Here is a 13,809-nt window from a genome sequence, read left to right as displayed (position 1 = left end):
TGTCCCCGCAGCATTTTGTTCAAGCGCGCGAAGCTTTTCGAGGGAAAGGATACTTTCCTGAATGCGCTTCAGCTGCGCGTCTTCTTCCTTTGAAACGCCTTCTTCAGCATTCGCGGCACTACGCCATGCACTCTCCAGCCCGTGCAGGGCGGATATCTTGTCGTCAAGACCCTCGGCCGAGATAGCTGTGTCAGCCGGTCCAACACATCATCGAACAGGGCGAGGTTCTTCTCGGTCTCGTCCATATCGAAGAGCTTGCTGAGGCTGAAACGATCCTCCATGCGTTGTTCATGAAAGGCGGTTCCTTTCGGATCATTCCCGGGCCGGTCGGATCGCAATGACAGGTCTGGAAGCAGAAGGTCCAGATCGCCCGTGAGAGATGACATCGTTTCACGCGCGTTACGCTCGGCCGTTCGTTTGTCGAGTGCCGACATCTCGGTCAGCAGCGCGCGAACCTCATCCGCTGCCAACCCGAACTCGCGGGACATCTCGGCCGTCGAGGATCGCGACCGACCAATGTTGCGCTCGTAGCTTTCGATGGAATCGGCAAGCTCACTCATCGCCTCATCGAACGATTTGGTCTCGCCGCGCAATTTCATCAGTCCCTGAATGCCGAAGGCGGCGAAGGTGGTAAGACCGATCGTCGCCAGCGTCATCGGGCTGATCAGCGCCATGAAGCCCTGCGCCATCCCCTTCACAGCCGTCATGCCGCCACCCATCTGCTGGGCAACCTGGGCAAGCTGGGTGCCCTGTTGCAAGCCGATGATGGCAGGGTTCATACCCATGGCGGCAGTCACACCGATATCGAAGCCCTGAGCAGCGACATTACCCGTATACATGCCGTTGATATTGGCCGGGACAGGATTGGAGCCCGGAAGCTGGGGTCCGAGCGCGGAAAATGCAGCATTGGCGCGCTCCCGGGCGATGCGTGCTTCATTCTGGGTGAGAATCTCGGCTTCCAGCGCCATGTCGATGCGCTCGAGCTGCTGCTCATACTGGAGCGAGGCGGCGAACAGCGGATTGAACGACGCCCTGATCTGGTCCATGGCCGCCTGATACTGGCGACCTCTTTCAACCACCTGCTCGAACTGCCCGGCCGTCGCGCCGAGAGACAGGCTCAGTCCCGACATGGTGGTGCGGAGCGACTCGGCTGCCGTCTCCGAGGCCCGGATGCCGGCGACATTCGGGGTTGCTGCCACCGGGTTTGCCAGCACGAAGAGCGGCGGTTGCGTCCGATTGGCCGCCGCCCGCTGTCCCGCCGCCGCGAGACCCTCCTGGGCCGTTGCCGCCCGGGCTGCCGCCGCCGCCAGGCGCTCCAGTTCGGCAGCTTCCTTTTGCGCCGCCGTTCCTGCCTTTCCGGCCTCGGCCGAGACCTCACGCATCCCGGCCGAGACTTCCGACAGACCCGCCTTGGCGCTGCTGACGTCAGAGCGCATGACCATCGAAATGTTGAAGGCGGCTGTCGTACTCACCCGGATTTCTCCCCAAAGACCTCGAGGGCGCTGCCCTCCATCACCTGCAGATCCCGAAACACCGCATCGGGATCCGCGAATTGCGTCCGGCGCAGGACCACATCGACCGCCGGGTAATCGAGCCCGAGCCAGATCAGCGCAGCGGGCGCCACCACGACGCGCCATTGCGTCTCGACGGCCAGCCAGGCGGCGATCGCGTCGCCATTGGCCAGCATCACCTCGAAGGCCTCGGGTGCAGCCGCGCCCGGCTGACCCTCGATCCGGGCGCCCATGCGGGCGAACTGACCGATCAGGTCTTCATCCAACTCCATCGGCGCCCGGTCATCGGCCCGGCCTTGCCGCGCGAGCGCCCAGGCCCGGGCGGCGGCCTTCAGTTTCCCAGGCGCGGCGCCTCGCCGTTCTGGCTTTCGGTCAGCGCCTTGCCGATCGCCGCCCGAAACCAGCTGTGCTGCAGGGCCTGTTCCAGAAGCTCGGGCGAGAAGGGCACGTGCTTGCCATGCTCATCCACGACGCCGTCCCAGCCCTGGACCACGCGCAGCATATGACGCACGCCATGTTCGGTGACCGCGCGCATGGTGGTCAGGGCCGCGCTTTCCTCCTGGGCCGCGATCACCTCATCCTGCGGCAACGGCTCCAGCAGCACCTTCAGCTTCTGTTCGACGTATTTGCCGGGGTCTTCGGGATCGGGTACCCGCACGGTGACGGGCCACCAGTAGCTGTAGGTCTTCGCCAGCTTGAATTGCATGTCGGACCGCCCTTAACGCGAGATGATGACCAGCTCGTCGCGGCCCGCGACCGGGCAGAGCGAGAGCGGCAGACTGTAGTTCAGGATGCCGTCGGTCTGGCCCTGGGTGATCTTGCCGATCTCGACCGCCGGCGCGGTGATCTCGACGATATTGCCGGGCGTCTTGCCATGGACCAGCGACAGAGCCCCCCGGCTGCGATTAAGCGCTCGGGCGAACCAGTCGATCTCGGCCAGGGTCTTTGCCTCAACCACCGCCATGCCGGTGACACGGCGATCCGAGATGATCACCGACTCCGACCCGATCAAGAACCGCGGGATGACGGTGTTGCCGAGGTCGATTTGCAGGCTTTCGGCCACCGAATTCCGGCCATGCAGCATCATCGTGGTATTGGCCGACGATCCTTCGAGCGGTGTTTGCCAGCCGGCCATGGTCACCGGTGTGAGCGCCTGGTCGGTGATCGTGCCCAGAAGACCAGTCATGGTGAAACGGAAATTCGGAATGGCCTTCGGCGCGAAGCTCAGGCTGAAGGTGCCCCGGCAGCCCAACAGGACGTGACGGACGCCATCGATCTCGAAATAGATGCTGCCGCTGTCCTGGCTGTCTTCGACAATGGAATAGGTCGCGGTGGCGCCGGCCTCGAGCGTTTCGGCAAAGCCGCAGGCGCGCATCAGCGACGCCCATTTCGGGGCGGTGCCGGCGGTGCCCGATCCGGCGATCTCGACCTCGAATTCCAGCCGGGCATGCTTGCCGGTCAGGATGACCCCCTGATTGCCCATATAGGGCAGCAAGAGGTCGCGGCTGACCTCCTCGGCTTCGATCGGGGTGAAGGTCACGTTCTTGCCGATGACCGCATTCGCCCCGGCAGGCGCCGCCAGGACGCCATAGGTGGTCTCGATCTTGTGCAGAATGGCCAGTTTGCGGAAAATGCGGGGCATCACTTGCTTCCTTTGCGCGAAGGGGTGGTGGCCGGCGTCGCCTCTTCAGGCAGGGCCGCAGGCGGGGTTTTGTCGGGCTGGGCTTCGTCGGGCTGGCGGTCCAGCGCACCGGTCTTCGGGTCGCGGACGTAGCTGCCGCCGGAAACGGGGAGTTTCGTCATCGGGGTTCTCCTGTCAGGAAACGGGCGGTTGTCCATGTCTGGACGAAAATGCTGACACCTGTGGCGACCGGGCTGCTCTCGCCGCCCACCAGTTCGCAGCCCTGCGAGAAGCCCTCTGGCTCCCAGCCGGCCAAGGCCGCCTCGATGTCGGATTTCATGGCATCGAAACGCAGGGCGCGATCCGCACCCAGCATGTGATCATATTCACGCACCACCATGCCGATGGCGAATTGCGACACGATGTGCTGGCGAAACCCGCCGGTGAGGAACGCCTGCGAATCGGCCCGTTCGTTCCAGGGCATGATCAGCGCGGTGCCGCTGTCGACCTGACCGGCGCGATCGGTGAAGACATCGAGGTCTTCGCAGATTTCGACGGCGGCCCAACGGCCGTTTGGCAAAAGCAGACCGCTCAGCCGATCGAGAAGCTGCTGCAGCATCAGCGCCACCCTCGCAGCTTGCGGCCGGTAAAGACCTGCGGCGGATGGTTGGCCATGACCGTGCCGGTGACAGGCGTGGGAACGTCCTCGCCTTCGCCCACCGGCAGAGCAACCAGGCCGCGGGCGACGTCCTTCAGGCTGGCGATCGCATCCTTGTAATCCTGGGCGACATGGTCCGGAGCGCCATTGCGATGCAGCACGTAACGGGCGATCGACACCGCCCAGGTGCGAACCAGGGCGGGAACCGGAACCAGCGGCAGGCGATATTTCGCGGCGACGTAGCTGTTGATGACGTTGTCGGCATCTTCCAGCGCCGCCTGGATCACCTCGGGATCAGGCACGCCATCCCGATCGCGGTCGGCGATCTGGCGGATTTCTTGTACGCCGGCGCGTTCGGTCAGGTCTGACAGCGTGGCGTAGGTCATTCTGCCGCCAGTTTTTCGCGGAGCAGATATCCCTCCAGCGGCCACAACTTCCCAATGGCATCCGAACGGGCAAACTGGTGGCCGACGTCAGCATTGAAGTTTTCAGGATCTGCAGGAGCCGACTGACCAACGACCGAAAACCCATTGACCAGGGTGAGAACGCACAAGGTCATATGTGGCTGCGATGTCGGGTGCAGATATTCTTCGGCTACGATCCTGGCCTCCAGATACTGAAGCGAGATCCGGTTCGGTGTTTTCTGCACCGAGGCAGCGAGGCGGTCGCTGGCGTTGAGGCTCTCCATGGGTCCATTCCTGTCGTTTGGAGGTGACCGAGGCGATTTTCACCGCCTCGGCCGAGGCGCCACTGCCATAGCGCGGAAGAACTGATGAAGTTCGGTGGGGATCAGTTCTTGGGTGCCGCCGCAGCCTTCTTCGAGGCTGGCTTGGCGGCGGGAGGCTCCCCGGCCTGTCCCTTGTCCTGCTTGGCCGCCTGTTCCGAGGCTGCGCCCTGCTTGGCTGCGTCCTGCAACTCGGCGATCTCGGCTTCCAGTTCGAAAAGCTGGGCCTGCAGGCTGCGCGTTTCGCCTTCGGCGTCTTCAGCCCGCTGGCGCCATTCGTCGCGCTCGGCCTGCAGATCAGCGGTGGCGGCGGCGACCGCGGCCTTGACGGCGGCATCGGCGATGGTCTGGGCCATGATGGCCACCTCGGCATCGGTGGCATCCGTGACCGGTGCCTCGCCCTCCAGAACCGCATCCATGGCCTGCAACTCGGCGGCGGTGGTCGGATCGACCGACAGCCGGTCACCGGGTTGGCGCCATCTGCCGTCGATCTTGGCCCTCGAGACCAGTGTGACAGCGGTTTCCCGGGGGGCGGTCATACCGCTGCCCCGGCGTTCTGGAACAGGAAGCCCGCGTCGGCGCCGGTCAGATAGGTGCGACGTTCTGCCGTGGTCGGGTAGATCCAGCTGTCATTCGGCTCCCAGAAATAGGGCTTCTTGACCTGCGGATAGCCGATCAGCTCATAGGTATAGCCGTAGGACGGGACATCGAAGTTGTCGCCTGTCACCGGAACATAGGACAGGATGGCATCATCGCCCCAGATATCCAGCGCCGGCTGGTCATCCGTCGCCGTTTCGGGCAGATAGACCGCCTTGCCGACGATCACGCGCGCCAGATCGAAATACGAGGCCAGCATCTCGGTCGTGATCGAGTTCGACGAGGTATACTTGAACTGTTCCTTGATCTTCGGATGCCGCTTCAGCGCGTTGAAGGCCGTCGGGCCAAGCGTCAGGGTGTTCGGGTAGCGGCCGATCATGCGGCGGATCTGCTCTTTCGCCTCGTCGATATCGGCCGAAGGGTCGCTGTCTGGGCTAGACCAACGATCCGAGCCGGTCAGCGCGGCACGGTTATTGGCACCATAGTTGCCAGCTGCGCGGGCCAGCTGCGCGGCTTCATATTCATGGCCGAGGTCGATCACGTTCAGGACCATGTTGATGGCACCGGTCGCCAGATTGATGCCGGGAACAGATACGGCCTCTTCCTGATGCTCGACCGGAACGACGCCTTCCAGGGCATCTTGCACCAGCGAGACCGTGTCGGCGGCATAGCCGTACTGGACGCGCTTCTTGTCGGACCCGGGGGCGCGGCGCGTGTTCATCATCCGGAAGGATTCTTTGCCGAACTTCACAACCTTCATCGAGCGGTTCGGAATGCTGACGCGCGGAAACAGCAGGTGACCGATGAATTCGAGGTTGCGGTAGCCCCGGGCATGGGTGGACAGGATCGGGTCGATCACTGCGGCGGTGCGGGTATTCAAAGGTGCCATCAGGCGCGCTCCTTAGCGGATGAGGATATCGACGAAGCCACCATCGGCGGCCGAGTGCAGGGCGGTGGCGAACGCGTTCACCGGATCGGCGCCGGCGGTCTTCACACCGCCCGTAGCGGCGCTGACGACCTTGTCGCCGACATTGATGACGCCGACGGCGCGCACGCGGATGGTGCCGATCACGATGATGGCCGCGAGATCGCCGATGACGGTGTTCGGATGCTTGGCCGCACCGAGAACTGGTGCATCGTCGGCCTCGACCTTCGCCCCGGAAAAGCCGATGAGGTCATAGGCCTCGAACGCGCCGGTGGTCGGGGCGGTGAGGGTCAGAACGTCCTGGAAATACTGCATGGCTCCCTCCAATCAGGACACGGCGGTGACGGCATCGAGATATTCGGTGCCGGGATTGGCGCGCTGATAGGCCAGCGCCTTGTTGTGGGTGGCGAGGCCTTCGGGGTCGACGGCCTTGCCGTCGGCGGCGAAGGATGCGGGTCTGCCGGCCCCATTCGGATCATCGCCCATGTCGAGACGACCAAAGCTGACCACCTTGGGCTGCGCCTTCAGCACCTCCTTCAGGGCGGCGGCGGGCGTCAGCTTTTGCGTCCCTTCGGAGAAGCTGACGGCGGCTTCGCCCGGAAGCGCGTCCAGGATCGCGACAACCTTGTCTTTCGAGGCCGCGATCAGCCGGCCGTCCTCGACCAGGCTTTCCGCGAACGAGACGTTGTCATCATGGGTCTGTTTACGCTCGCGTTCAGCAATTGCCTGTTCGCGGGCAGTCAGGGCGGTTTCGCGTTCGGCGAATGCCGGATCGTCCTTTTTGGACACTGCAGGTTCCTCTTCAGGTTGGGGATCGGGGTTGGCAGGCGCGAGGGGATTGTCGCGGCCTGCCGGCTGCTCGGAATATGACGGGATCAGATCGGCCTGTTCGCCCAGCCACTCGATCTTCCAGTTGGGCAGCGCCTTGTCGGCATCTTCCATGCCGAAACGGTCGATAAAAAATTCGCGTAGCAAGCGGAACAGCCCGGCGGCTTCCTCGAAGCCACGCTCACCGAAGGCGGCCTCGAAGGTCACGCCTTCATTGTTCGAGAACTGGACGTTCTTCAGGCCGGACACAGCCGGGGCGGCCGCGCCCAGAAAGCCCACATGTTTCGGATACCAAGTGCCCGGCACCGGGTTATGGCTCTGCTGCGGCCCGAAATACTGCATCGAGACCTTCTTGAAGCGGCCGGCCTTGACCAATTCGGCAAAGGCCGGCTCGATCTGGTGCAGATTGGCGTAAAGACGATCGCCGGTGGCATCGTAATCGAAGCTCTCGACCCAGCCGAAGGCGGGGGCATTGGTGTCGGGATGGCCGACGACGATCGGCGCCGGCGCCACGTCCGGATCATAGGCATCGGCGATGGCGCGGAGATCGGCGGCGGAATAGCTGATCGGTTCCCCCTCCATCGGCGTGAAGGTGCCGGAGCGGAAAACTTCGATACGTGCGGTAAGCGGTTTGTCGGTCATGGCTCGTCCGGATTGATCTCCGGACGACCATGCTCAGTTGCCAAAATGAAAAAAACTGGACAAGGTCCAGTCAGTTCATGGTCTTACACGTCTTCATCATGCGCATGATCGGCCTCGCAATCAACACCTTTGCAGGTTCAGATCACCAACGGCCACCGGAATGGCCGTGAGACCGATCCTAACAGGGGCCTAACACCCCTCTGGCCGATTTTATGACCCGATACCGCCGCAGCACCTTCAGGGCCGTCAGCGGCCAAATTTCGGGGGTGTCGGATTTCACAGGGATAGCCACTCGATGCCCATCTCCAGAATGGCGCGCTCGTCGGCCGCCGAGACCCCGAGGAAAGGGCGCGCCGGTATGCGGATCGTATGGGCCGGGATCGTCACATCGGTGACGACATCCGCCTCCTCCTTCCTGACAAACAGCCGACCGACCTGCCCATCGGCATTTTTCCTGCGATAGATCTTCGCCGCCCGCGCGGGCTTGTTGATGGTGCCGCCCAGCTGATGGATCGCGGCATGTCGCACCGGGCTGCCGATGGCGACCTCGTCATTCGTGGCGATGGAACTGACGGACCCGGCCAGGGCCGAGCCGGACTTGCCCTTCGAATTCGAGCGCAGGATCGTCAGCGGCAGCTGCCCCTTCCGCTCACGCGCCCGGATCGTCGCCGGCCGCAGGCTGACCCAGGGCGTGCCGTCGGGCGCGCGCTGATTGCGAAAACTGTCGGAAGTGGACCTGACCATCAACTCGCCCACCGATTTGAAGAAGCCCTGGCGGTTCTCCATCCGGTCCAGCAGATCCTGCATCTGATCGCGGGCGGCCGCGTCGTTGATCTGAAGGGAAAGCCTGATGCCGGTCATCTTGATATTTTCCTCTTGCAGGGTTAAGATAATATGGTGAGCGGGCCAGACAGGTGATGTGTCCAGATAGCCCTTCATGCGACGGTCGGATCACCTCGGCCGTCATTTTCTTTTCCAGACCAGCTTGCCACCACGACGGGTTTGGATACCACGGATGTCAGGTTCGCCACGTCTGTTCTGTGGCAGGTATATGGTGACGGGTTCCCACCATTTGCGGCCGATCTGCATGACCGACAAGACGCCCTGATCGGGATCGACGCGGATATATCGGCGATCCAGCAGTAATTCCTGAAGGTCAGGTCGCACGGGATCGTTCTTTGCCGCAACCCCGAGCCAGATTTCGTCCGGATCGAGCAGGGTTTCCGCCATCAGAGGCGTCAGGATATCGCGGCCGCGCTTGCCCACCTTCCACATGCCGCCGCGATCGCGGAAGAACTGATCCGAGATCGGAATCCGGGTGCCCGCGGGATCCTGCCACAGCACGGCCTCGTCGATATCCGCGCCGAACGGTTGCAGAAATGCCCGGACATAGTCTTCGGGGGGCAAGCCTTCGGGCAACGGCTCGGCCGTGAAGGGTCTCGCCTGCGCCACGAGTTCATCGAGGGGCGATGGCTCGTCGATGATGACCGCGTGGCGTCCCTCCTGGATCAGCCCGTCGGCTTCATCGATGAGGGCCGAGGGGACAAGGCCGCGCTCCCAGAGATTGCCGGGTTGATAGTCCCAGCCGTAACCGGTGCCCTCGGGCAACTGCACTATCTCGCCGGTCGCACGATGCGTATAAGGCTTGCGGATGATCGCCGGCGCCAGATCAGGGCCGGTCTTGCCCAGGGCGCGCAGCTCGGGCCGCGACAGGCTCTGGACGCCACAGGAACAGATCCAGTCATTGGGCGGAAAATACACATCCCACCAGGGGTCGTCCCACATCAGCACCAACCTGTCCCAGGCGACATGCTGCGCGCGCGGGTTCATCGGCACCCGGGTTTCCGCGTGGCGGTATTGCCAGTAAGGGCGCAGCTTGACCACGTCGGGATCGCGCATCTGTTTCAGCCGGCCGGCCATGTAGCTGGTGCGGATATTGGTCTCGAAAATGGTCCGGATGCGCCATTCGCGGCCGCCCTTGTAGGACCAGCCGTATTTTTCCACGAGACGGTCGAACTCGGCGGCGAAGCCCTTGATGTCGTAGGTCCGGGCGCCCTCGATGACGGCGGCCTGAAACTCCTCGAGCATCGCCATGTCGGTGACGCCGGCGACGACGAAGGCGCGATCGTGATCGCCCTGCATCGCATCCGTCCAGGCGCGGGTCGGCTTGCCGCGCTTCTGGCGCAGGAATTCGATCTGCTCAGCGAATTCGTAACCTTCTGCAAAAGAGCTGGTGTTGCCATCCATCTCGACGAAAACCGCCTCGCGCCCCTCTAGGCCGGCCAGTTCCAGAACCTGACCGATCACCGTGGCCAGGGCATCCGGCGTCCATTTCGTGGCCAGTTCCAGCAGGCCACGGTTTGCATCCTCGAAACTGTCCGCGCCCTCGATGGCCCGCCGGATGCCCGAAAGGCGACGGTCGAAATGGGCTTTGCTCGCCGCAGCCGCCGCTGCGGTCAGCTGTGCAATCGGCCCGTCATGTCCTGCGAAGCAGACATGGCGGCCATGTGTCAGGCTTTTTTTTTGAGCGTGATCGCGGTGAACGAGGCAGGTTCGGTCGAGATCATCGGATCAGGCTGGGCCACTTCGCCCATCGAATGCCGGGTCGCGACCAGGGCAGCGATCGTCTTGTCCGACAGCCGGTCGGTCAGATCGAAGGACAGGATATAGTCGCGGGCGACATCGTCATCTTCGAATTCGGCGGCCGCCGCGACAATGGCGCGGATCGCCTTGCTGGTGCCTTCAGCCGCCTCGGCCTTGGCGCGCCGCGTCCTGGCAATGGCTTCCTCGTTCTTCGGACGCAGCCGCCAGACAGAGGGAACAGCTGCGCCGGGCAGGTTGTAATCCACGATCCAGCGCAGTAACTGCTCGCGCAGCGTGTCTGCCAGCAGATCGCCATCGCTGTCGACCAGGAGTTCCAGCATTTCCTGATGCACCTCGCCCAGGGCGCGATTGCCACCCGACTCGCCCACCTGGGTGGTCAGGGTCTCGCCGGTGACGCAGATCGAGATCTGTCGGTCCCAATAGGCCAGCCACTGCTCATAGGTGACGCTGCCCGAACGAGAGGCTTCGAGGAATTCGACATCAGTGCCAATGGGAACCGTGACGGCCGAGGAGGTCCGGACATCGGTCAGGGTGCGCAGGAGCTTGTTCTGCTCTTCCGTCAACAGGCCGTAAGGGGTTTTTCCCACCACGGTCGGTCCGGCGAACTTCTCGAGAAAATGCGCCCAGAAGGCCACGCCCTCGCGTTTGAACAGGACCGCCCAGAATAGACGCGTCCCCAGACCGAGGCCGTAAGGGTTGTTCCCCTTGATCCCGTAGCGATGAACCATGAACTTCCGGTCAGGCAGAGCGATGCCGTCCATCATGTCGGCCCAGGTCAGCAGTCGCGGCTTCCATTCCAGGTCAAAGGCGAAGCGGCGCTGATCATGAGCGGTGACAACCGCCGGGATGATGCGGCTGCCGTCGCGCTGCCAGACGATTTCGCTGACAGCGAAACCTTTCAACGTGGCGTCCAGCAGATCTTCGCAGATGCGATCGAAGGGCAGTATATTCAGGATATCCTCGACCAGGTCGGCCACTTCCTGATCCAGCGGCCGATCTCCGCCGGGTTTCACTTCCCATTCCCGGGCCGTCAACGCCTTCTTGCGTTTTTGCAGCATGGCGAATGCATGCGTGTCGCGTTCGATCTCGTCATAGATCGCCAGCCCCTTGCCATTGCCCTGCTGGATCAGGGTTTCGTCGGCATGCTGAAGCACCCCGGAATAGAACGGGATGGTGATGTCGTTGCGGGCATTGGCAATCAGCGCCCGCGACTCCGACGGCAGGTTCTTGCGGCCATCAGCAAGAAAGGAAGCCGCTGAGGCAGCCGGAAGAGATTGTGCTTTGTGTTTGCGGCGTGCCATGTTCGTTCCTACCTCAACCTGTACCCGTCCAACCGAGTGCCACCCGATCCGGCCGAAGCTGTTTGGATCCGCCCTCCGCCACCGCCGCCGGCATAGATCAGTCCATTCTGCCAAAGCATGTCGAGACAGTCGGGGCCGTCATCGTGATCGGCATTCGGCCATTGCTGAAGCTGCTCGATCAGCGTCGTATGGGTGTTGTTGAACCGGATCAGGCCTGCTGCCACCGGCGGCTGAAGGCGCTCGATACGCAGATCCTTGTCGGCGTTCGGGATGATCGGCACGGCCGAGATGCCGACGCCCTGCTTGGCCGCCTCGGCCATCATGGTGGTGCGCAGGAATTCCTGGAACTGGACGGATTCGACGAACCACAGCAGCGCCCTGTATTCGCGCTGCAAGGCGATGGTGTCGGAAATGATGATATCAGGCAGCCGCCTGCGGATCGAGGCTTCGACGACATCCATGGTTCCTGACAGCCGGTCGAAGCCGCCGATCAGGATCGCCGACGGATCGCGGCCCTTGCCCTTCTTGCCCAGTGAGGGGTCGATCGCGCCGAAGAATATCCAGTCGGTCTGGCGCTGAACCCAATAGGTCAGGTTGCCGAATGGATTACCCTCGCTGATCGGCTTGTTCTGGTATTCGGTCATGAAGGCCGCCAGATCGGCCGCCCGTTCCAGCATCAGCCACAAGAGTGGTTGAACCGAGGGCCAGTTGACGATGGCGCCGGCGTCCATCTCGGCCTTTCTGGCGGAATAGAAGGCTTTCGCCTCGTCTTCGCCCTCGTTGTGATAGACCTCTTCGAACTTGTCCCACAGATCCATTCGGTCGGGGAATTTCACCACGGCCTGGAACTCGGTCACGTTCCAGGTCGGATGTTTGGCCGCCCGCACCGTCACTGCGTCGAAATGCAGGATGGTATTGACCCAGATGACATCCATGCTGCCATCGGGCGGCCCGACCTTCAAAGCCGCGCGATAGATCCAGTTCCAGAGCTTCTGGCGCTGATCTGGCGAGCGAACAGCCTCGTCGTTCTCGATATCGTCGAGAAACAGCAGGTCCGGACGATAGGGACCATGGCGACGGCCACGGATCTTCTTGCCCGCACCTAGTCCCTCGACACGGATATTGTTGCGGGTCACGATCTCGCCCTCACGCCAGACGCGGCCTGCGCCGCAGGCGTCAGGAAAATCGTTCTGCAGCCGGATGTTCGTCACCAGCTCGGCCTTGATCGCCTCGATCAGCAGCGCGGCCTGCTCATAAACGTCGCAAACCTCGATGATATAGCGCTTGTTGCCCAGCATCATGTTGTAAAGCGCAAAGCCCAGAGACAGATGGGTCGATTTCGAGGCCCCGCGGGGGGCGATGAAGAGATCGCGCACGCCTTTCGATGACGCCATGATCTCCGGGACGCGTCCGAAGATGTGCTGATGGAACAGGCTGTGCTCGCCCCGCACATAATGGGGCAGATAGGTCTCCATGAAGAACTGGAACCCGTCCTCGTCTCGCACGCGCTTCAGCCGCGCGGCCTTTGCCGCCGGATCGGCGGGAAAGGCTTCGACATTCAGTTCGATGTGGCGGGCGAAGTCGGAGGCCATCTCCGCGATCTTGTCGCGGAAGTCCTTCCGGGAGATCGCGGCCTTCAGCTTCGGCCGCTTCATCATGTCGCGTAGATCTCCGACAGCCGCTCACCGAAGGGCTCGATGATCTCGAGGATGGCCGAGGAATGGCGGGGAAACTCTTCGCGCACGAAATCCAGAAGCTTCGCCATCACGTCCTGGGCCACGCCCAATTCGCTGACCTTGGGAGCAAAGCGCTTTGCGCTGGCCGCCATCTTGGTCATCGCATCCGACAGCGAGACCAGCATGGTGACCTTCTCGCTGGTCGTATGGCTGCCGTCCTTGATCTCGTCCAGAATTGATTGCGCCTGGATCATGAAATCCTCGACCACTGAGGAGACCACGACCTCGACGCCTTCGCCGGCGATCACATGGGCAGTGCGGGCCTTGTCCCAATCATCGCCCTGTTCCCGCGCGGCCTTTTTCCAGCGTCCGATCGTCGCCTCGCTCTTGCCATAGGCAATGGCGATGGTGGACAGCATCATCCGCCGATAGACATAATCCGACCGGGCCTTGCGGCGCAGGTCTTCCGACTTAGCCGACATGGAAGCCTCCCCGCAGCGCATAGGCGATGCCCGCCCCGATGACCGCGCCCACCACCAGGCGGATCACCCATTTGATGCTTTCCTGAATTTCGCCGAGCGATTTCTGGATATGAACGCTGCGTTCGGCCTCACGCGCCTGGGCAATCTCGATATTGAGCAGGCGCATGTCATGCGCGTCCAGGCGACGATGCGCCTGGACGATGTGTTCGGCGTGATGCGGGACAAGGTCGGTCACGGGAG

The 13,809-nt window shown here is 62.8% G+C and carries 18 protein-coding genes; all 18 read right to left on the bottom strand.

Going from position 1 to position 13,809, the window contains the following annotated elements; all coding sequences use genetic code 11:
- Nucleotides 1-68: 68 nt before the first annotated feature.
- Nucleotides 69-1,472, bottom strand: coding sequence for a phage tail length tape measure family protein (locus tag H4P12_RS19165; RefSeq protein WP_187793198.1), 1,404 nt, complete (start codon nucleotides 1,470-1,472; stop codon nucleotides 69-71).
- Nucleotides 1,469-1,783, bottom strand: coding sequence for a DUF1799 domain-containing protein (locus H4P12_RS08475; protein ID WP_246449056.1), 315 nt, complete (start codon nucleotides 1,781-1,783; stop codon nucleotides 1,469-1,471). Before H4P12_RS08475 ends, H4P12_RS19165 begins: the two co-directional genes overlap by 4 nt.
- Nucleotides 1,784-1,842: 59 nt before the next feature.
- Nucleotides 1,843-2,217: a hypothetical protein gene (locus H4P12_RS08470; protein ID WP_187793197.1), complete on the bottom strand. Its 375-nt coding sequence runs from the start codon at nucleotides 2,215-2,217 to the stop codon at nucleotides 1,843-1,845.
- 12 nt (nucleotides 2,218-2,229) lie between these two features.
- Nucleotides 2,230-3,153 carry a phage tail tube protein gene (locus H4P12_RS08465; RefSeq protein ID WP_187793196.1) on the bottom strand — a complete coding sequence of 308 codons (924 nt, stop codon included), beginning with the start codon at nucleotides 3,151-3,153 and terminating at the stop codon, nucleotides 2,230-2,232.
- A complete protein-coding gene (locus H4P12_RS08460) occupies nucleotides 3,153-3,314 on the bottom strand; it encodes a hypothetical protein (RefSeq protein WP_187793195.1) in 162 nt (53 codons plus the stop codon). Before H4P12_RS08460 ends, H4P12_RS08465 begins: the two co-directional genes overlap by 1 nt.
- Nucleotides 3,311-3,751 carry a phage tail terminator protein gene (locus tag H4P12_RS08455; protein ID WP_187793194.1) on the bottom strand — a complete coding sequence of 147 codons (441 nt, stop codon included), beginning with the start codon at nucleotides 3,749-3,751 and terminating at the stop codon, nucleotides 3,311-3,313. Before H4P12_RS08455 ends, H4P12_RS08460 begins: the two co-directional genes overlap by 4 nt.
- Nucleotides 3,751-4,176 (bottom strand): gp436 family protein, encoded by a 426-nt coding sequence (locus tag H4P12_RS08450; RefSeq protein WP_187793193.1) that lies wholly within the window; start codon nucleotides 4,174-4,176, stop codon nucleotides 3,751-3,753. The genes H4P12_RS08455 and H4P12_RS08450 overlap by 1 nt, the downstream gene beginning before the upstream one ends.
- Nucleotides 4,173-4,478, bottom strand: a complete 306-nt coding sequence (locus tag H4P12_RS08445; protein ID WP_187793192.1) for a Gp49 family protein — start codon at nucleotides 4,476-4,478, stop codon at nucleotides 4,173-4,175. Before H4P12_RS08445 ends, H4P12_RS08450 begins: the two co-directional genes overlap by 4 nt.
- A 101-nt stretch (nucleotides 4,479-4,579) precedes the next feature.
- A complete protein-coding gene (locus H4P12_RS08440; protein ID WP_187793191.1) occupies nucleotides 4,580-5,053 on the bottom strand; it encodes a hypothetical protein in 474 nt (157 codons plus the stop codon).
- Nucleotides 5,050-6,000: a major capsid protein gene (locus H4P12_RS08435; protein WP_246449054.1), complete on the bottom strand. Its 951-nt coding sequence runs from the start codon at nucleotides 5,998-6,000 to the stop codon at nucleotides 5,050-5,052. Before H4P12_RS08435 ends, H4P12_RS08440 begins: the two co-directional genes overlap by 4 nt.
- A gap of 12 nt (nucleotides 6,001-6,012) precedes the next feature.
- Nucleotides 6,013-6,351, bottom strand: coding sequence for a capsid cement protein (locus H4P12_RS08430; RefSeq protein WP_187793190.1), 339 nt, complete (start codon nucleotides 6,349-6,351; stop codon nucleotides 6,013-6,015).
- A gap of 12 nt (nucleotides 6,352-6,363) precedes the next feature.
- Entirely contained in the window at nucleotides 6,364-7,506 is a 1,143-nt protein-coding gene (locus H4P12_RS08425; RefSeq protein ID WP_187793189.1) for a hypothetical protein, read from the bottom strand.
- A 276-nt stretch (nucleotides 7,507-7,782) separates the two neighbouring features.
- The gene (locus tag H4P12_RS08420) at nucleotides 7,783-8,445 is read right to left on the bottom strand and encodes a phage virion morphogenesis protein (RefSeq protein WP_246449050.1); all 663 of its coding nucleotides are present in this window, start codon (nucleotides 8,443-8,445) and stop codon (nucleotides 7,783-7,785) included.
- 24 nt (nucleotides 8,446-8,469) lie between these two features.
- Entirely contained in the window at nucleotides 8,470-9,813 is a 1,344-nt protein-coding gene (locus H4P12_RS08415; RefSeq protein WP_343069788.1) for a PBECR2 nuclease fold domain-containing protein, read from the bottom strand.
- 203 nt (nucleotides 9,814-10,016) lie between these two features.
- A complete protein-coding gene (locus H4P12_RS08410; protein WP_187793188.1) occupies nucleotides 10,017-11,411 on the bottom strand; it encodes a DUF935 domain-containing protein in 1,395 nt (464 codons plus the stop codon).
- Between the two features lie 8 nt (nucleotides 11,412-11,419).
- Nucleotides 11,420-13,069: a phage terminase large subunit gene (gene terL, locus H4P12_RS08405; RefSeq protein ID WP_187793187.1), complete on the bottom strand. Its 1,650-nt coding sequence runs from the start codon at nucleotides 13,067-13,069 to the stop codon at nucleotides 11,420-11,422.
- Nucleotides 13,066-13,569, bottom strand: a complete 504-nt coding sequence (locus H4P12_RS08400) for a DUF1804 family protein (RefSeq protein WP_187793186.1) — start codon at nucleotides 13,567-13,569, stop codon at nucleotides 13,066-13,068. Before H4P12_RS08400 ends, terL begins: the two co-directional genes overlap by 4 nt.
- The gene (locus tag H4P12_RS19025; RefSeq protein WP_187793185.1) at nucleotides 13,559-13,804 is read right to left on the bottom strand and encodes a hemolysin XhlA family protein; all 246 of its coding nucleotides are present in this window, start codon (nucleotides 13,802-13,804) and stop codon (nucleotides 13,559-13,561) included. The genes H4P12_RS08400 and H4P12_RS19025 overlap by 11 nt, the downstream gene beginning before the upstream one ends.
- Nucleotides 13,805-13,809 lie beyond the last annotated feature (5 nt).

The organism is Paracoccus amoyensis, assembly GCF_014490725.1.
Classification (GTDB): Bacteria; Pseudomonadota; Alphaproteobacteria; order Rhodobacterales; family Rhodobacteraceae; genus Paracoccus; species Paracoccus amoyensis.
This window is presented reverse-complemented; position numbering and strand designations above follow the sequence as displayed.